The sequence below is a fragment of the Acetobacter sp. genome (genome assembly GCF_047723915.1).
GTDB lineage: Bacteria > Pseudomonadota > Alphaproteobacteria > Acetobacterales > Acetobacteraceae > Acetobacter.
Map to the genome: position 1 here is coordinate 1 of NZ_JBDOBQ010000024.1, position 19,128 is coordinate 19,128.

General features: G+C 65.8%; 15 protein-coding genes. 12 read left to right on the top strand and 3 right to left on the bottom strand.

Features of this window, described 5'->3' with window-relative positions; translation table 11 throughout:
* On the bottom strand, positions 1 to 779 hold a 779-nt coding region (locus tag ABF990_RS11630), incomplete at its 3' end, for a DUF4131 domain-containing protein (RefSeq protein WP_415506620.1).
* A 38-nt stretch (positions 780 to 817) separates the two neighbouring features.
* On the opposite strand from ABF990_RS11630, the gene gltX reads away from it, so the two are divergent.
* From gltX to ABF990_RS11680, 10 genes are all read left to right on the top strand, one after another.
* Entirely contained in the window at positions 818 to 2,221 is a 1,404-nt protein-coding gene (gltX, locus tag ABF990_RS11635) for a glutamate--tRNA ligase (protein ID WP_415492311.1), read from the top strand.
* Positions 2,214 to 3,155 carry an aspartate carbamoyltransferase catalytic subunit gene (locus tag ABF990_RS11640; protein WP_415492312.1) on the top strand — a complete coding sequence of 314 codons (942 nt, stop codon included), beginning with the start codon at positions 2,214 to 2,216 and terminating at the stop codon, positions 3,153 to 3,155. Before gltX ends, ABF990_RS11640 begins: the two co-directional genes overlap by 8 nt.
* Positions 3,152 to 4,444, top strand: coding sequence for a dihydroorotase (locus ABF990_RS11645; protein WP_415492313.1), 1,293 nt, complete (start codon positions 3,152 to 3,154; stop codon positions 4,442 to 4,444). Before ABF990_RS11640 ends, ABF990_RS11645 begins: the two co-directional genes overlap by 4 nt.
* Positions 4,441 to 5,085, top strand: a complete 645-nt coding sequence (gene plsY / locus ABF990_RS11650) for a glycerol-3-phosphate 1-O-acyltransferase PlsY (protein ID WP_415492314.1) — start codon at positions 4,441 to 4,443, stop codon at positions 5,083 to 5,085. Before ABF990_RS11645 ends, plsY begins: the two co-directional genes overlap by 4 nt.
* Positions 5,086 to 5,193: 108 nt before the next feature.
* The gene (gene dprA / locus ABF990_RS11655) at positions 5,194 to 6,561 is read left to right on the top strand and encodes a DNA-processing protein DprA (protein WP_415500907.1); all 1,368 of its coding nucleotides are present in this window, start codon (positions 5,194 to 5,196) and stop codon (positions 6,559 to 6,561) included.
* A gap of 31 nt (positions 6,562 to 6,592) precedes the next feature.
* On the top strand, positions 6,593 to 9,322 hold the full coding sequence (gene topA / locus ABF990_RS11660; RefSeq protein ID WP_415500908.1) for a type I DNA topoisomerase: 2,730 nt from the start codon (positions 6,593 to 6,595) through the stop codon (positions 9,320 to 9,322).
* A gap of 5 nt (positions 9,323 to 9,327) precedes the next feature.
* Positions 9,328 to 11,457 carry an RNB domain-containing ribonuclease gene (locus ABF990_RS11665; RefSeq protein ID WP_415500909.1) on the top strand — a complete coding sequence of 710 codons (2,130 nt, stop codon included), beginning with the start codon at positions 9,328 to 9,330 and terminating at the stop codon, positions 11,455 to 11,457.
* A 580-nt stretch (positions 11,458 to 12,037) separates the two neighbouring features.
* Positions 12,038 to 13,684, top strand: coding sequence for a S41 family peptidase (locus ABF990_RS11670; protein WP_415506623.1), 1,647 nt, complete (start codon positions 12,038 to 12,040; stop codon positions 13,682 to 13,684).
* Positions 13,685 to 13,692: 8 nt separating this feature from the next.
* Positions 13,693 to 14,034: a DUF1491 family protein gene (locus ABF990_RS11675; protein ID WP_415492533.1), complete on the top strand. Its 342-nt coding sequence runs from the start codon at positions 13,693 to 13,695 to the stop codon at positions 14,032 to 14,034.
* Between the two features lie 129 nt (positions 14,035 to 14,163).
* Complete coding sequence (locus tag ABF990_RS11680; protein ID WP_415501044.1) at positions 14,164 to 15,390, top strand: OmpA family protein; 1,227 nt, start codon at positions 14,164 to 14,166, stop codon at positions 15,388 to 15,390.
* Between the two features lie 170 nt (positions 15,391 to 15,560).
* Here the strand turns inward: ABF990_RS11680 and cysK are convergent, their stop codons facing one another.
* Positions 15,561 to 16,547, bottom strand: coding sequence for a cysteine synthase A (gene cysK, locus ABF990_RS11685; protein ID WP_415492410.1), 987 nt, complete (start codon positions 16,545 to 16,547; stop codon positions 15,561 to 15,563).
* Positions 16,548 to 16,727: 180 nt separating this feature from the next.
* On the opposite strand from cysK, the gene ABF990_RS11690 reads away from it, so the two are divergent.
* The gene (locus ABF990_RS11690) at positions 16,728 to 17,180 is read left to right on the top strand and encodes an RrF2 family transcriptional regulator (protein WP_415492409.1); all 453 of its coding nucleotides are present in this window, start codon (positions 16,728 to 16,730) and stop codon (positions 17,178 to 17,180) included.
* Between the two features lie 349 nt (positions 17,181 to 17,529).
* Here the strand turns inward: ABF990_RS11690 and ABF990_RS11695 are convergent, their stop codons facing one another.
* Positions 17,530 to 18,066: an Ig-like domain-containing protein gene (locus ABF990_RS11695; protein ID WP_415492408.1), complete on the bottom strand. Its 537-nt coding sequence runs from the start codon at positions 18,064 to 18,066 to the stop codon at positions 17,530 to 17,532.
* Positions 18,067 to 18,560: 494 nt separating this feature from the next.
* Here ABF990_RS11695 and ABF990_RS11700 point away from each other — a divergent pair, with 494 nt between their 5' ends.
* On the top strand, positions 18,561 to 19,073 hold the full coding sequence (locus tag ABF990_RS11700; RefSeq protein WP_415492407.1) for a hypothetical protein: 513 nt from the start codon (positions 18,561 to 18,563) through the stop codon (positions 19,071 to 19,073).
* The last annotated feature ends 55 nt before the right edge of the window (positions 19,074 to 19,128 follow it).

Sequence of the window (19,128 nt, forward strand, 5' to 3'; positions counted from 1 at the left end):
CTGTTCGCCCGCCCGGCCCCGTCCGGCCCGGAGTCGGCAGCCGCGCCCGCCACTTCCACCTGCACGGGGGACAGCAGCATGCCGTTGCCCGCCTGCCCGGAAAACCACGCCTCGAACTGCGGGTCACGCCCGCCGGGCAACGCGGGCTCACGCGGCGGGCGCAGCACGACCCGCACACGCACGCGCACACCGGGGGCAAGGGGCGTTGCATCCCCCGCGCGCAGTCTCAGCCGGAGCGTACGCCGCAGGGGCTGCATGTCCTGGGTCAGATAGGTGTGAAAAACCGCGCCCCCCAGTTCCAGCCAGCGTATGTCGGCCCCACCGGGGGTGGCGGGGGCGGCATGTGTCACGGCCACGGCAACCCCCGTAATCTCCACCCCGCGCCGGGGCAGTTCGGGCATGGGCGGCTGGCGGTGCGTGGCATGGCTTGCCAGCAGAAAACCCGCCGCAAGGCTGACGCAGCCGCCCGCCACGACACGCGTCCCAAGCCTGTGCCGAAAGAGCAGACCCGCACCAAGGCCCGCGCAGAACACGCCCAGCGGCACCAGCAGGCCACCGGCCATGTCGGGCTCGACCGGCAGGGCAAAATACAGCCACGCCCCGACCGCCACCCCGACCGGCACCCACAACACAAGCCGACGCTGCTCCGCGGCCACAAGGGCTGCAAAAAAAGCGCAAAGGCGGAAGAACAGGGGAACAGGCCGGGGACCGGCCAGTCGACCAGCCGACAGAACTCGGGCGGCAACACCGTGCAGGGTGGTGTGGATCAGCCCGAGCATATGGCTCCGCGTGCCCGCGCGTGATAAGGATGCGCCCCATGACCATCCGCACGCGTTTCGCCCCGAGTCCGACAGGCCTGCTGCATATTGGCAATGCCCGCGCAGCCCTGTTCAATTTCCTCTTTGCCCGTCACCATGGCGGCAAGTTCCTCCTGCGTATCGAGGATACCGATCGCGAACGCTCCACCCAACAGGCCGTTGATGTTATTTTCAAGGGCCTGGACTGGATGGGCATTACCCCGGACGAGGAACCGGTTTTCCAGTCCACGCGGGAAGCGCGCCACCGTGAAGTGGCCCTTGAACTGCTTGAAAAAGGGCTGGCGTACAAATGCTACTGCACGCCCGAGGAACTCAGGCAGATGCGCGAGGACGCCGTAAAGAACGGCCAGCCCCCCCGCTATAACGGCATGTGGCGCGACCGTGACCCGGCAGCAGCCCCGGCCGGCGCACCGTATGCCATCCGTATCAAGGCCCCGCGTGAGGGGGAAACCCTGATCGACGATCTGGTGCAGGGCGAGGTGCGAGTCGCCAATGCCGAACTGGACGACATGATCCTGCTGCGCTCGGACGGCACGCCCACCTACCAGCATGCCGTGGTGGTGGATGACCACGACATGGCCATTACCCATGTCATCCGGGGTGACGACCACCTGACCAACACGTTCCGCCAGGCCATGATCTACCGCGCCATGGGCTGGGACCTGCCGCGCTTCGGGCACCTGCCGCTCATTCACGGGCCGGACGGGGCCAAGCTGTCCAAGCGGCACGGCGCGCAGTCTGTGGTGGAATTCCGCGATCAGGGCTACCTGCCCGAAGCCCTGTGCAACTACCTGCTGCGTCTGGGCTGGGGGCATGGCGATGCCGAAATCCTCTCGCGCGAGGAGCAGATCAGGCTGTTCGATATCGACGGCGTGGGCCGTGCGGCGTCGCGCATGGATTATGCCAAGCTTGAACATGTCAACGCCGTGTGGCTGCGCCAGACCGACGACACCCGCCTGACCGACGACGTGATGGAACGGCTGAAAGCCGTTGAGGGCGTGAGCGTGGATGAAACCACCCGCGCACGCGTGCTGGCCCTTATGCCGGGCCTGAAGGAGCGCGCGCGCACGTTGGTCGAACTGACCGAGAACGCCGCTTTCCTGGGCCGCCATGTGCCCCTGCCCATGAACGCCAAGGCGGAAAAACTGCTCACCCCCGAAGGCCGCGCCCTGCTGGGCGAACTTGCGCGGGACCTGGCGGTTGTCAGCCCCTTCACGCCCGAACAGATCGACGCCGCCCTGCGCCGCTTTGCCGAAAAGGGCGGCCACAAGCTGGGGCAGGTCGCCCAGCCCCTGCGCGCGGCTGTCAGCGGTTCCAACTCCTCCCCCGGGATCGACGCGACCCTGCACGCCCTGGGGCGGGATGAAACACTGGCCCGTATCGGAGCCGTTCTGCATGGCTAGCGCGCATTCCCGCCATAACCGGCACCTGCTGGGGCTGGAGGGCATGACGCCGGACCAGATCGAGCCCCTGCTGGATCTGGCCGAGAGCTATGCCCTGCTCAACCGTTCACGCAAGGTCCCGCGTGACGTGCTGCGCGGGCGCACGCTCATCAACCTGTTCTTCGAGGACAGCACGCGCACGCGCACATCCTTCGAACTGGCTGGCAAGCGGCTGGGGGCGGATGTCATCAACATGTCCGTCGCGCAGTCCTCGGTCAACAAGGGGGAAACCCTGCTGGACACGGCGGCGACGCTGAACGCCATGCGCACCGACCTGCTGGTGGTCCGCCATTCGCAGTCGGGTGCCCCTGCCCTGCTGGCCCGCAAGGTGGAAGCCTGCGTGGTCAATGCGGGGGATGGCATGCACGAACACCCCACGCAGGCCCTGCTGGACGCGCTGACCATCCGCCGCCACCTTGGCACGCTGGGCGGGCTGACTGTCGCCATCTGCGGCGACGTGGCGCATTCGCGCGTGGCGCGTTCCAATATCCACCTGCTGACCACAATGGGCAGCAGCGTCCGTCTGGTAGGCCCGCCCACCCTGGTACCCGGTGCTCTTGGCCGCCTGGGGGCCGATATTTTCCACAGCATGGAAGAAGGCCTGCGCGGCGTGGACGTGGTGATGATGCTGCGCCTCCAGCGTGAACGCATGTCCTCCGGTCTTGTGCCGAGTGCGCGCGAGTATTTCCGGTTTTTCGGGCTGGACCGCAGGCGGCTGGAACTGGCCCGCCCGAACGCGCTGGTCATGCACCCCGGCCCCATGAACCGGGGTGTGGAAATAGAAAGCAGCGTTGCGGATTCCACGCAAAGCGTCATTCAGGAACAGGTGGAAATGGGCGTGGCCGTCCGCATGGCCGTGCTGGACCGCCTGACCCGTGGCAGGCACAGCGCATGAACAGTTTTCTTTTCGATAATGTCCGCCTGCTCGACCCATCGGCCGGGGTGGACCAGCCGGGCAGCCTGCTCGTTCAGGACGGGCTGATCGCAGGTCTTGGCAAACCCGGCGGGGAAGGCGTGCCCGAAGGCATGCCGGTTGTGGACGGCAAGGGTGCCGTGCTGTGCCCCGGCCTTGTGGACATGCGGGTGGAAATTGGCGAACCCGGTTTCGAATACCGCGAAACCATAGCCTCCGCCGTGCGCGCGGCCTCCGCCGGGGGTATTACCACACTCGCCACCCTGCCCACCTGCAAGCCCGCCATCGACAACCCGGCACTGGTGCGCATGCTGCGCGTCCGCGGGGACGAGACAGGGGCTGTCACCATCCTGCCCTATGGCGCGCTGACCAAAGGCTGCGAAGGCAAGGAACTGGCCGAAATCGGCATGCTGCACGAAGCGGGCGCCGTAGCCTTTACCGACGGCAACCGCGCGGTGGACCCTGCGCGGCTGATGCGGCTGGCGCTGTCCTATGCCAGCGGGTTTGGCGCGATGGTCATCCAGCACCCCGAAGACCCATCGCTGGCCGGTTCAGGCTGCGCCACATCGGGGGCCATGGCCACACGGCTTGGGCTTGCGGGTATTCCCACCGCCGCGGAAGCCATCATGATCGCGCGTGACATCCGCCTGGCGGAACTGACAGGCGGTCGGCTGCATTTCGGCCATGTCTCCACCGGGGAGGGCATTGCCCTGATCCGCGACGCCAAGGCACGCGGCCTGCGCGTGACGTGCGATACCGCACCGCCCTATTTCGACCTGAACGAAAACGCCATTGGCGATTTCCGGACCTACGCCAAGTTCTCCCCCCCCCTGCGCAGCGAGGACGACCGGCTTGCCGTCTGTGCCGCGCTAGCCGACGGCACGATCGACGCCATTGCATCGGACCACCTCCCGCGCGACGCGGATGACAAGCGCCTGCCGTTTGCCCAGGCCGCGACCGGTGGCACGGGCATGGTCACGCTGCTGGGCGTGACACTGGCCCGCGTGCATGACGGTACGCTGGATCTGGCCCGCGCCATCGGTCTGCTGACACACCGCCCGGCAGCCCTGCTGGGGTCGGATGCCGGCACGCTGGCACGCGGTGCGGCGGCCGATCTGTGCCTGTTCGCCCCCGAACAGAGCTGGCTGGTCCGCGCCGGGGAACTGCCCGGCCGGGCGCAGAACACGCCGTTCGACCGTCGTCCGCTGGAAGGCCGCGTGCTGGGCACCTGGAAAACCGGCCGCCGCGTTTATGAGGCAGGTACACCATGACAGAGGCCCTACCCACCTACGCCCTGTGGCTGGTCGCGGCCATGGCCTTTCTGGGGTACGTGCTGGGCAGCGTGCCGTTCGGCCTGCTGCTGACCAACCTTGCCGGCGCGGGCGACCTGCGCAAGATCGGTTCGGGCAATATCGGCGCCACCAACGTGCTGCGCACCGGGCGCAAGGACCTTGCCGCGGCCACGCTGCTGCTGGATGCAGCAAAGGGCATGCTGGCGGTGGCCATTGCGTGGATCATGACCCCGCCCGATTTTTCCGACTATACCAGCACGGTTGCCGCCATTGCCGCCGTGGTGGGGCATTGCTACCCGGTTTTTCTTGGCTTCCGGGGGGGCAAGGGTGTTGCAACCGGGCTTGGGGTCATGCTTGCCCTCTCGCCACTGACCGGACTTGCCGGATGTGCCGCGTGGCTGGGTGTCGCCCGGCTGACACGTATTTCATCCGCCGGGGCGCTCTCGGCCTTTGTCATCATGCCGCTCGTGGTTCTGGCACTTTATGGTTTTTCCTTCCAGACCTCGCCCAAGCCGCTGGCCACCATGCTGATCAGCCTGCTGGTGCTGGCCCGCCACCACGAAAACATCGGCCGTATCCTTAGCGGAACGGAACCCCGGGTCGGTGAAAGCAAGCGCTAGGCCACGCTCCGGCCCGGCATTACGGCCACCATCGTCCCGACCCCGGCGTGGGCCGGGCCTTGCGGTGTGCAGGCGGCGCAGCACAGGGGCCATGCCCGGATCACCTGTTTGAACACGCTTGTCGCCTGCCTGCGTCTGGCCCGCACCGAGCAGATCGGCCCGCGCACATGGCGGCGGCTCGTAGCCCGGCATGGCTCCGCCCAGGCCGCGCTCGACGCCCTGCCCGAGCTTGCCGCACGCGGCAAGCGCCCTGTTGTCATTCCCCCTCTTGCCGCCATCGAACGTGAGATAGACTCCACATTCAGGCTGGGTGGGCATTTTCTTACCGTGCTCGACCATGCCTATCCGGCCCTTCTGTCCCATGTGCCGGACGCGCCACCGGTGCTGAGCGTACTGGGTGATGTGGCGTGCCTGAGCCAGCCTGCCATAGCCCTTGTGGGCGCGCGCAATGCCTCGGCCCCGGGGTTGCGGCTGGCCGAAAGTCTGGCCGCCGAACTGGCCGCAGCAGGGCTTGTCGTGGTGTCGGGTCTGGCAAGAGGGATTGATTCGGCCGCCCACCGGGGCGCGCTGTTCCGCCAGGGAATGACGGTGGCCGCCATTGCCGGGGGGCTGGACTGCCCCTACCCACCCGAAAATGCCGCCCTGCAGGCCCAAATTGCCGAACATGGCGCGATTGTGACCGAAGCCCCGCTGGGCACCACCCCGCTGGGCCGCCATTTCCCGCGCCGCAACAGGCTGATCGCGGGAATGGCGCAGGGCTGCGTGGTGGTGGAAGCCGCCCTGCATTCGGGCACGCTGATCACCGCGCGTATGGCCACCGATTACGGGCGGGAACTGTTCGCGGTGCCGGGCTCCCCCCTGGACCCGCGCTGCCGGGGCAGCAACGACCTGCTGCGCAAGGGGGCTACCCTGACCGAAAATGCGGCCGATATCGTGCTTCATCTCCCGCCATTCGAGCGGATGGCCGCGCCGCGCACGCCAACAGCCCTGCCCGACCTGTTCACACCCGACCCCACGCCCCCCCTTGCAGCGACAACGCCCGGAGACCGCAACGGCTTTCCACCCTCGCCCATACCGTCACCCATGTCTTCGCCCATGCCGGCATCCATGCCCTCACCCCATGGCGTTCCCCCCGCACAACGGACCACCCACCAGGCCACCGGCACCAACACAGGCGCTGGCACCCACGCAGGCACCAGTTCCACCGCCCGACCCGGCAGCGTATCGCAGCCCCCCTCGGCACCCCCTGTTTCCGATCCTGTTTTGGTGTCCGGACGGCAGCGCTGCGTGCTCGATCTTCTCTCCATTACGCCCATAGCGGTTGACGATCTGGTAAGGCGCTGCCAGTTCTCGGTTTCTGCCGTTCTGATCGCGCTCACCGAACTTGAGCTTTCGGGCCGCGTCATGACCTATCCGGACGGTCGGGTAGGCCTGACAGGCACACAGGCGGACGAGCGGGCGGAAACGAGTAGATAAGTGCGCTGCCTCCGGGCAGGTCGGAGTGAGTATGACTGACGTTGTTGTGGTCGAGTCGCCAGCCAAGGCGAAAACGATCAACAAATATCTGGGCGATGGTTACACGGTGCTGGCGTCGTTCGGCCACGTGCGCGACCTGCCCCCCAAGGATGGTTCGGTTCTGCCCGACGAAGACTTTGCCATGTCCTGGCAGTCGGACGAGCGCGGGACCCGGCAGGTCAGCGCCATTGTCAAAGCGCTCAAGGGCGCGCGTCACCTCTATCTCGCCACCGACCCCGACCGCGAGGGCGAAGCCATTTCGTGGCATGTCCGCGCCATGCTGGAAGAGCGCAACGCCCTGAAAGGGGTGGATGTCCAGCGTGTGACGTTCAACGAAATTACCAAAAGCGCGATCCGTCATGCGATGGAACACCCGCGCGAACTCGATTTTCCGCTGATCGAAGCCTACCTGGCCCGCCGCGCGCTGGACTATCTGGTCGGGTTCACGCTGTCCCCCGTGCTGTGGCGCAAGCTGCCGGGTTCGCGCAGCGCGGGCCGCGTGCAGTCCGTCGCCCTGCGACTGATCTGCGAGCGCGAAGCCGAGATCGAGGTTTTCAAGCCGCGCGAATACTGGAGCGTCACGGCATCGCTGCTGACCCCCACCAACGCCCCCTTTACCGCGCGGCTGACCCACCTTGCGGGCCAGAAGCTGGACCAGTTCGACCTGAACAACGCCGAACTGGCAGAAGCCGCGAAAAAAGCCGTGGAGGCGGAGCCGCTGAGCGTGCGCTCCATCGAGCGGCGCAAGGTGCGGCGCAACCCGCAGCCACCTTTTACCACCTCCACCCTCCAGCAGGAGGCGTCGCGCAAGCTGGGCATGAGCGCCCAGACCACCATGCGTACCGCCCAGCAGCTTTACGAAGGGATCGACCTGGGGGGTGAGACCGTGGGTCTGATCACCTATATGCGAACCGACGGCGTGACCATGGCGCAGGAAGCCATACAGGCCATACGCCAGCATATCGGCCGCCAGATCGGGGCGCAGTATGTGCCCGACAAGCCACGTGTCTACACGTCCAAGGCCAAGAACGCGCAGGAAGCGCATGAGGCCATCCGCCCCACGGACATTACCCGCACGCCCGATTCCATGGCCCGGCACCTCAACCACGACCAGCGCCGCCTGTATGAGCTGATCTGGAAACGCGCCATGGCCAGCCAGATGGAATCCGCGGCCCTCGACCAGGTGGCGGTCGATATTTCCGGCCCGTCGGGCCAGACCGTGCTGCGCGCCAACGGCTCCATCATCACCTTCGACGGCTTTCTCAAGCTCTACCGCGAAGGGCGGGACGACAGCGACAAACCGGCCGATGACGACAGCCGCATGCTGCCCCCCATGACCGAGAAAGACCCGCTCAAGCGCGAAAAAGTCGAGGCCGACCAGCACTTCACGCAGCCGCCGCCGCGCTATTCCGAGGCGTCGCTGGTCAAGAAAATGGAAGAGCTGGGCATTGGCCGCCCGTCCACCTATGCCTCCATCCTGACCGTGCTGCAGGACCGCAGCTATGTGCAGCTTGAAAACCGGCGTTTCGTGCCCGAGGCGCGCGGACGGCTGGTCACGGCTTTTCTCGTCTCGTTTTTCGAACGCTACGTGGACACCGGCTTTACCGCCAACCTTGAAGAACTGCTGGACGATATTTCGGCCGGGCAGGCGCAGTGGAAAGATGTCCTGTCCTCCTTCTGGCAGGATTTTTCCAAGGCGGTAGCGGACACCAGGGAACTGACCATTACCGACGTGCTCAACGCGTTGGACAAGGATCTGGGGCCGTTCTTCTTCCCGCCCCGCGCGGACGGGTCGGACCCACGCCACTGCACGTCCTGCGGGACCGGACGGCTGGGGCTCAAGCTCGGGCGGTATGGCGCGTTCATCGGCTGTTCCAACTACCCCGAATGCCAGTATACCCGCCGCCTGATCGCCGAAAGTACCGAGGATGGCGACAATGGCGGCACGCTCAAGGACGGTATGCGGCTGTTGGGCCAGCACCCCGACACGGGGGAGGACATTACCGTTCGCCAGGGGCCGTGGGGGCTTTACGTGCAGCAGGGCGAACCCGACCCTGCCGACAAAAAAGCCAAGCCCCGCCGCGCGTCGCTGCCCAAGGGCATGGACGGGCAGAGCATTACGCTCGACCAGGCGGTGGGCCTGCTGTCGCTGCCCCGACTTGTCGGCACCCACCCCGAAACGGGTGAGCCGATCGAAGCCGGGCTGGGCCGTTTCGGCCCTTACGTGAAAATGGGCGCGGTCTACGGCTCGCTCGACAAGGATGACGATGTTCTGACCGTGGGGCTGAACCGCGCGGTGGATGCGCTGGCCAAAAAACTGGCCTCCATCCGCAGCCTGGGCAACCACCCCAAGGACAGCGAACCGGTCATGGTGCGCAAGGGCCGCTTTGGCCCGTATGTGCAGCATGGGCAGATGATCGCCACCTTGCCGCGCGGCACGGATATGGATGACGTCACGCTGGACGAGGCCGTGGCCCTGCTGGTGGAAAAAGGCAAGCCGATGAAAGGCAAGGCCGGAGCGAAAAAGGCAGCACCCAGGAAAAAAGCCGCCACCAAGGCAGCCACCGGAAAAACCGCCACCGAAAAGGCCACGACTGGCAAAACCGCCGTTGCCAAAACCACGAAGACAGCAGCCAAAAGCGCCGCCAAGCCCAGGGCACGCAAGGCCACCGCGTCGGCAACCGCCAAGCCTGCCGCCCCACGCAAAAAGAAAGCTGACTGAGCACCATGGCTCACGGGGCTGAACGAACGGCCCCGCCCCCTGCGGCGGCCGTTCTGGCGGTGCTGCGCGGGCAGAGCAGCCCACCCGGCACGGGGACCGACACGCCCCTCGGCCTGTCGGACATCCTGCGCGCCCTGGGGCTGCCCGTCAGCCGCAAGGCAGCCCTGAAAGCGCTGCTGCATGACATGGCTCTTGCCGGTGCCCTGCTGGACCTGCCCCCCAACCGCCTGAAAGCCTCCATAGGCCTGCCCGAGGTTGCCTGCCTGCGGGTCAGCACGGTCGCGGCAGACGGCACGGTACACGGTTTTCTGCCCGACGCCCCCCATACACCGCGCGTTATCCTGCTGACACCACCGCCCGACGCCCCGGCCCTCCTGCCCATGGACAGGGTGCTTGTGCGCCTGCGCCCGCCCAGCGGCCAACGCCTGCGTGAAGCCCGTGGCCTGCGCCTGCTGGACGGACAACCCCGCCAGCTGGCCATAGCGGCACTGTCCGGCACGGAACAGCCCGCCCCCGCAATGCTGGTGGCCTGTGACCCACGTCTGGCCGTGGCGCTGCACGATGCCGCCAGCCTGCCCGCCGCCCCCGCCGACACGGGGCAGGACAGCGCTGCCCCTGTTCTGGAACCCGGTGACGTCGCACTGGCAGACCTTCTGCCAGCCGGACAGGCCGGAACCTATACCGTGCGCCCGCACACGCTGCTGGGCCGTGCCGCGGCACCCGGCATGGCCCAGCGCCTGAGCCTGCTGACGCATGACGCGCCCACGGCGTTCTGGCCCGCATCACTCGTCGAAGGGGAGCAGGCCAGACAGGCCGCCATGGCCATGCAGGGACGCTCCGGGCAGGACTGGCAGGCTGACGGGCGGGAAGACCTGCGCCACCTGCCGTTCCTGACCATGGACGACGCCACCGCCCATGACTTTGACGACGCCCTGTGGGCCGAAACACTGGCGGACGGGTGGCGGCTGGTCATAGCCATTGCCGATGTCGGCCATTACGTTCCCGAAGGCTCGGCCCTGGACCGGCAGGCGCGCCAGCGTGGCACCTCCATTTACCTGCCCGGCCAGGTCGTGCCCATGCTGCCGCCCGACCTGTCGGAAAATGCCTGCTCGCTGCTGCCGGGGCAGGACAGGTTATGCCTGTTCGTGGAACTGCACCTTCGCGCGGATGGCACGCCACACAGCACCCGGCTGGGTCGCGGGGTCATGCGCAGCAAGGCACGCCTGACCTACGAGGACGTGCAGACCACCCTTGACGGCACAGCCTTGCCGGCAGGCCATGCAATCCATGCCCTGCCGGCAGACCTGCTACCCACCCTGCAGGCCGCAGGCAGCGCGCTGGCCGGGGCCGACGCACGCCGTGGCGCAAGCCGGCAGGAAGATGCCGCCTGGCACGTCACCCTCAATGACGCGGGCCTGCCCGTGGCGTTTACGCAGCGCACACGCCTGCCCGCGCACGACATGGTGGCCGCCTGCATGATCGCGGCCAATGCCCATGCCGCAGCCATGCTGCATGACCACGGGCTTGCAGGGCTGTTCAGAACCCATGCCCGCGCCAGTGCGGCAACACCACGGCCCACAGCCCGCTACAGTGCCACACAAGCCCCCCATGCGGGACTTGCACTGCCGCTTTATACGCATTTTACAAGCCCGATCCGCCGCTACGCCGATCTGGTCAACCACCGCCTGCTCAATGGGTTGTGCGAACCTGCCAACCCACCGGGAGCCGCGCCGCCAGCCCCGCCTGCTGTTGCCCGGCCGCAACAGGACATGGCCACACTTGCGGCGCATCTGAACGTTACGGAACGCCGGGCGGACCAGATCGGGCAGGACTGCCAGAACCGGCTGGCGGCCCTTTACCTGACCCCGGAGACTGGCGGACGCGTGAGCGTCCATGCCATGACAGCAACACGGAACGGCCTTCGTGTACGATTGACGAAAACAGGAACTCCGTCTTTTCTTCCTTGGTCGGCCTTTCCTTCCCACAAGAATGGGGCTGACGATTCGCTGCACGGCGGCGCCGCGCCACGCCGTTTCACCCCTGATGGGGGCGGGACCGTACTTTCAGCAGTTCTGCTGGCAACCTGCCCGGCGCGGGGCATTGTAGTTCTGGCTTCTCCCATTCATGCGTGCTGACCTGCCTTTTTGTAGCGCCTGCGCCCTTCGCGGCTTGCCCGCACGCAGCCCACCCGTACGCGACCTGTCCGCACGGGGCCTGCCACCTGCCGGGCCCGCCTCCGGCCGGGGGCGACGCGCGCTGCCGCTGTGCGGCCTGCCGATCATGATTGTCACGGTGCTGCTGCTCTGCCAGCCTGCTGTCCTGCGCGCGCAGGACAAAAGCCCGGCCCAGAAACCCCTGCCCCCCACGGCCACACCGGCTGTTGGCACCACCGGCCCTGCCACCGCCCCTGCCACCGCCCAGCAGGCCGACAGGGCCAGTGGCGCGGGTGTGGCAACGGCTGCGCCGCCGTCTTCCTCAAGGCCGGTTGCTGCCGATACCTCCACCGCAACGCCAGCAACCCAGGGGACATCAACGGCGGGAGTTCCCACCGAACGGGCAGCCCCCACCATACCTCCCCCATCCGCCGTTCAGCAGATACATACGGGCGACGCCACCGCTCCAGCGGGGAGCGGTCCTGTAACCGGCCAGCCCGTGGCCAGTGCGTCGCTAAATCCACCATCGGCCGGCTCCCCGCCCCCTGCGGTCAGCCAGCCCCTGCCGACGGCCAGCACTCCGGCCGCCGCCGTTACCGCGCCCACAAGCGTGGCCGCCAGCCCCGCACCCCCTGCCGCCCCGGCAGCGGGCGCGACCGCCGCCAATGCCACGGCGGCCAACGCGGCGGCAGACACCCAGGACCAGCACAATGCAGCGGATATGCCCGCCGCGCCCGATCTTGTGCTGGTCCGCTCGGTCATCGGTACGGCGCTACAATTCCTCGGGCCCCGCACGCTCGATCCACACACCAGCCGGGACTTCACGCTGTGGGGTCTGGGGTGCCTGACGGCGCTGGACCCGTCACTGGCGTTCGATACACGCGGGGCGGATATCCAGCTCCTGTCGGGGCAGACGCACCTTCTGTCCCGTCCGGCTCCGGCGCAGGACAATATTGACGGCTGGGCCCAGCTTGCCACCGACTTTCTCGAGACAGCCCGCGCCCATTCCGACGCCGTGCGCACCGCCAGCCGCGACGACCTGCTCCAGGCGTTTTTTGACGAACTGTTCAACCATCTGGACCCTTATTCGCGCTATATCGGCCCGTCCTCCGCCGTCACCGACCGTGAGGCCCGGATCGGCGGGGAAGCCGATGCCGGCGTAACCCTTGCCCAGGCAGGCAGGCATGTCGTCATTGCCGCAATCAACGCCAACGGACCGGCCTGGCCCGCCGCGGTCGAGACGGGCGACCGGGTGCTGGCGGTCAACAACCGCTCCACGGCAGGGCAGTCGGCGGCCACCGTCAGCCAGTGGCTGTGCGGGGCTGCGGACTCCCGGCTGGTGCTGCGCCTGCTCAGCCCCGGGCAGGCACGGGCCCGCACGGTGGTGCTGCGCCGCGCCAAGGTCCCGCCCGAGACTGTTTTCGCCTTTGCCAGCGGCTCGATCATCGTGTTGCGCATTACCGCGTTTTCGTCCGACACGGCGGAAGAACTCAGCCAGTATCTGGACCAGGCGACCCAGGCGCCACACCTCAAGGGGCTTATCATCGACCTGCGCGGCAACCGGGGTGGCGTGCTGCAACAGGCGGTTACGGCGGCGGCCCTCCTGCTGGACCACGGGGTTGCGGCCGTAACGAGCGGGCGTGACCCGCAGGCCAACCATATCTGGGCCGTGCAGGGCGGAGACATGACCAACGGCCTGCCCATTACCATTCTGGTCGACGGCCGTACTGCCAGTGCGGCTGAAATTCTGGCCGCCGCTCTGGCGGACCACCGGCGCGCCGTGGTGATCGGCAGCGCGACTCTTGGCAAAGGGCTGGTCCAGACCGTGGCCCAGCTTCCTGACGAGGGCGAACTGTTCGTAACCTGGAGCCGCGTTATCGCCCCCCTGCACTGGCCGTTGCAGGGGCTTGGCGTCATGCCCCAGATCTGCACCAGCCTTGGCGAGGCGGACATAGCCCGCACCTTGGCAGACCTGCCCGCGGGCCGCCTGGACAACCAGCCTGCGGTCGCGGCCTCACGCGCGGCGCGCTACCCGCTGCCGGTGTCGCGCATTCTGGCCATTCGCAAGGCCTGCCCCGCCGCACTGGGCAGCGACAGGGATCTGGACGTGGCCCGCGCCCTGCTTGAAAACCCGGCCTGGTACAAAACCGCGATTGCCGCCATACCGGATGAGGCGGCATCGGCCCCCATCCTGTCCACCAACAACTGATGACCGGCATGGACCCCGCCCCCCGCCTGCGCAGCGACCTCGTGGCCCGCGCCATCATCCGCCAGTCCGCCATGGACGGGCGCATGGCGGTCATGGCCCGCAAGGGCGACCCGGATGCGGGCGGCATACTGGTCGTGCTCAACGGCAGGGGTGGGCTTGGCGTCGTCCTGAGCCAGACACGAACACAAGACGGTGAAAGTGCTTGGCTACGGGCCACCGGCCCCACCCCCCTGACAGAAACCGAAGTGCAGGATTACGTTGCCCGTCAGCTACGCTACGACCCCGACCTGTGGGTGCTGGAGATCGATGCGGCTGATTTCAGCCCTCCGTTTCAAGCAATACTGCTTTGATACAGGCATATACATTGTGACTTATGTCACACGGATACACGATTTATTGCCGACAAAAGAGGCCGGTTTGGGCAAAGTCCCCTTTCTGCCTGTTGCACCGGGGACAACTTTCCAGCAAAGAAGGCAAGCATGTGTGCCGTCCTTTCACCTGACGTCGTACCCGACGTATCGCACTGCCACAGCGGGGAGAAAACCATGAAGCCGCGCCAGACTCTGCTTGCGCAAACGCTGCTTTCTGCTCCTCTGGCCGCTGGGCTTCTGTTTTTCTCCGCTGGCGCGTACGCGCAGCCGGTGCAGGGTCTGTACGTATCGGGCGAAGGGGGGGCTACCTTCAACCAGGACCAGCAGGTCCGTGCGTCCACCGCGTTCCCCAGCGGGCGTGACCGGTGGCGCACAGGCGGCGTGGGCATAGGGTCTGTCGGCTGGGGCCTGGGCAACGGCTTTCGTGTCGAGGTCGAAGGCGACTACCGCAGCATGGCCTACAGGCAGCTTGCGAACGACGCGCTGCAGACCCAGGCCGGCGGCCGCCGCCAGACCTACGGCGTCATGGCCAATGCGCTGTTCGACATGGACATCGGCAATCGCTACATCTTCCCCTATTTCGGCGCGGGTGTGGGCTATGGCTGGACGGCGCTGCGCACGTCCCTGACCATGCCCAACAACCAGCTTAACGAGCATATGGGCGGCACGTTCGGCAATTTTGCCTATCAGGGCATTTTTGGCCTGTCCTTTCCCCTGCCCGGCGCGGTTGGCCTGTCGGCCACGGCGGAATACCGGTTCTGGACCATGCTTGGCCCGCAGTCGCACTCGGCCTCGGGCTGGGGCACTGTCGGCGGTTCGGCCGCAGGCGGCATGAACCAGACGCATGCCTATTCCTTCGCCAGCACCAACCACGACACCAAGACCGATTTCAACCACTCGCTCATGCTGGGCCTGCGGTATGAATTCAATCCTGCGCCACCGCCGCCACCGCCTGCCGTGGCACCTGCCGTGCCCGCCCCCCAGGCCACACGCAGCTATCTGGTCTTTTTCGACTGGGACAAGGCAGACCTGACCGACCGGGCACGAAGCATTGTCAACACGGCAGCACAGGCCGCCACGCGGGTCGCGCTGACACGCATTGTCGTCTCCGGCTATACGGACAATTCATCCGCGCGACCGGGCGAAGCCGGAGCGAGCTACAACATGAAACTGTCCATGCGCCGGGCGGAAGTCGTAAAAGCCGAACTGATGCGCGACGGCGTTGCCGGCTCCACCATCGATGTGCATGCCTATGGGGAAGCCAACCAGCTTGTCGCCACCGGCCCCAACACCAAAGAGCCACAGAACCGCCGGGTGGAAATTGTCTTCCGCTGACAGACGGACCGATTAACGACAAAAAAACCGCCCCGTTGCAGGAGGCGGTTTTTTTATGCCCACCGGAAGCCCTGAGCCCTGAGCCCTGAGCCCTGAGCCCTGAGCCCTGAGCCCTGAGCCCTGTCGGAACCCGGCAGACGCACCGGGTCAAGGGCTCCGACAGGCGTGGCCTACAGCCCGTTGAAGAGCGAGGTGGAAAGATAGCGCTCGGCAAAGGACGGGGTGATCACCACTATGGTCTTTCCCTTGTATTTATCCTTGGCCGCCAGTTGCAGCCCGGCATGCAGGGCCGCCCCCGATGAAATACCGATGGGAATGCCGTCCAGCCGCGCGCATCGGCGGGCCGCGGCAATGGCTTCACGCTCGGTTACGGTCAGAACGCCATCGAGCAGGCTGGTATCGAGCGTACCGGGACAAAAACCCGGGCCAATACCCTGAATGCCGTGAGGGCCGGGTTCATCCCCGTTCAGGATGGCGCTTTCGGACGGTTCGACACCGAACACCTCAAGCCCCGGACGACGCGATTTAAGCGCCATGGCAATACCCGTGGCCGTGCCGCCCGTTCCCACACCTGCCACCACCACGTCGACCTTGCCTGCCGTGTCAGCCCAGATTTCCTCGGCTGTGGTGGCGGCATGCACCGCCGGATTGGCCTGGTTGTCGAACTGGTCGGGCATCCAGGCGTCGGGTGTTTCGTTCAAGATTTCGTTAGCTCTTGCGATCGCCCCGGCCATGCCCAGACGCGAGGGGGTCAGTTCCACCTGCGCGTCCATCAGCCGCAGCATGCGCCGCCGTTCGATGGAGGCCCCTTCAGGCATGGTCACGACCAGCCTGTACCCCCGCGCGGCCGCCACAAAAGCCAGCGAAATACCGGTATTGCCCGAAGTGGGCTCCACCAGCAGCGTACGACCCGGCGTGATCAGCCCACGGCGTTCGGCATCCAGCACCATGGCGGCGCCGATTCGGTCCTTGACCGAGCCCAGCGGGTTGAAAAATTCCAGCTTCAGCAGCAGGCGGCTTTTCAGCTCGTCTTCCTGCATCAGGCGTGGCAGGGCGACAAGCGGTGTGCCGCCAACAACGTTCATGACCGAATCGTAAACGCGCCCGCGCGGTGCGGCAAAGCCGTATTGCTCGTTTTTCTGCGTTGTCGCTGTCATTCAAGGCCCCGGAAGAACTGTTTACGAGATATGCGATTATAATACGAAACTACAACGTAGATAAACCGACATTCTCCTGCTATAGCGTATTCTGAACAGGAAAACAGTAACATGGCGGCCAGACAATGCCGCAATGCGGCGCATGACAGGCCATACCGGGCAGCAGGAAGGATACAGTCCATGATTCTCCGTCGTGACAGAGCAATGACAGCCGTTCTCATCATGCTGGATGTTGCTTTTTATGCCGGGCGTTCAGGCACGGTCAGCGCGGCGGATATCGCCGAGCGGTCAGGGCTGGTGCGCCGCGGAATCGAGCCGCTGCTTCAGGCACTGTCCCGCTCGAAACTGCTGGAAAGCATTCGCGGTCCGCGCGGCGGCTACAAGCTGGGCCGCCCAAGACGCGACATTTCGCTGGTGGATATTATCGAAGCCGTCGTAGGCGACGACACCCAGAGCGATGCCGAAACCACCCCCGGCCCACTGCTGACCAAGATCATAGAACCGTGCTGGGCAAAGTTCGACCGTAAGCTGAGCGAACAGATGCGCCAGACCACGCTTGAAGACCTGGTGCGCCAGGCCGAGAAAGCCGGTCTCAAACGCCCGCTGAGCGAACCTATCACATTCTCGATCTGAAAGAGGGGCTGGCCGGGCCTGCGGCCCTGCCACCAGGCTGGCGCGCGGGCCCTGTCCAAGCCCTGACAACACGGCTTTGAACCCGCCCCCCGCACAAATGCGCGGGCTTTGCGTTAACCGGGTGGCAGGACCGATCTGCTGAACCCGGCAAAAGCCCCGCCCTCATGCACGGATGCACGGATGCACGGATGCACGGATGCACGGATGCACGGATGCACGGATGCACGGGACATGTCATGCCCCTATCATGACCGCAAGACCGGTAAGGGCGCACCCGGCGGGACGACGTGGCGCCCCCGTTGCAGGGTCCGGCCCGCTTGGGGCAGGCACGGCCCCGCAGGGACAGCCGTTATTTCTTGTGTGAGACGGCGCGACTGCGACCGGTCGTCTTTTTCTGTTCCTTGGCGCTTGCAGGCACGGGAGCGGTCACCGCCGGGCGCGGAATATAAACCCCCGTCGCATCGACCTGTGCTGTGACCGTCAGATGCGTGCGGGCCTGTCCGGGGCCGGGAATAAGAATAACCGTGAACGTATCCTGCCCCGCATATCCCAGCGTGGGGGTATAGGTGACATGAGTGCTGCCATCGAGCGAATACAGGAACGCCTTGCCGTGATCGGGCGGAGGCGCCACCCCGAAGCTGGCATAGGCCTTGCCGCCGGGCTGAGACACCAGCACTTCGCACAACCCGTCATCCGAACGGACGGTCATGGTCGTGGAAAGCTGGCCGTCAGCACCCTTGACCACCGGCGTCGTTTTACAGACGGCCGATTTTTTCATGTAACCGAACGGATTGGGAGATCCGAGATGAACAGGGCCACCTGTTGTCGCACAGCCGGCAAGCATACTGCCAGTTAATGCCAGTCCGGCAATTCCTCGTAAGCGCACTCCGCAGCTCCGCTTCATTCTTGTTGAACATGCACCAGCTCGATGTGCGCCTGCGAACCACCCCACCATGACTGAACCGTCCCGGTGGCAGACCTGCCGCGCAGCGTGAGCTGTCTCTGCCTTTAAATCATCCGGCAACGGGAAGAAAGAGGCATACCCTTATCCTTTGAGCACGGCTGCCTCGCTTTGGCGAGAACCATGATCCCATCGGGCCATGCATGTCATGTAACACATGTCATGCAGTCATGATTTCGCCGTAAACATGGCTGTTAAGAATGAACCTCCTTGCTCAAAGCCCGGACATGCGGGGCGGTGTGAACAAACCGTGCCCTATCCGGGCCGCCAGTCAGGGTGCAAGCTGGCTTACCCCGGGGTTACCAGACCGCACCCCGGGCAAGGCTGCGGCTGGCGGGACGGCGGTATAACTAAAAATACCGGTTTCTTTCTTGCGTGAATACGCTATTGCCTTGTGCAGCATTTGTCGGAGGTACCGTATGTCCTTTTCCCGTCTTCTCGCCGCGGGTGTCCTGGCCGCGGGCATGGTCCATGGCACAATCGCGTTCGCCGCCAGCCCCTGCGGACATTCCCCCGTGCACGAAGCCTTCAACGTGCTCGGCCTGAAAAGCGAGCTGATGGTAACGGCCCTGTCCTGCAAGACACAGGACCGGTACAACGACATGGTTGCGAAGTTCCGCCCGATCCTGCTGAAGGAAGAGGAAAAGCTGAACGCCTATTTCCGCGCCACCTACGGCCGCAGCGCCCAGCGTGAATACGACGACTACATTACCCAGCTTGCCAATGTGCAGTCCGAAAAAGGCCTGCAATCGGGCACGATCTTCTGCATGCAGCGCCTGGCCATGTATGATGAGGTCAACGCACTGGAAACGGCGGAAGACCTGTCCAACTATTCCGAAGGCAAGGATGTGGTCCAGCCCTCCTCGTTCGAGAGTTGTGCGGCCCCCGCCGCCGCATCGCGCCCGGCGCGCCGCAGCGCACGCAAGGCCTGACCCGCACAGGCCATATGGACCACCCCTATGGCCCGAATGCCGTCTGCAACACCCA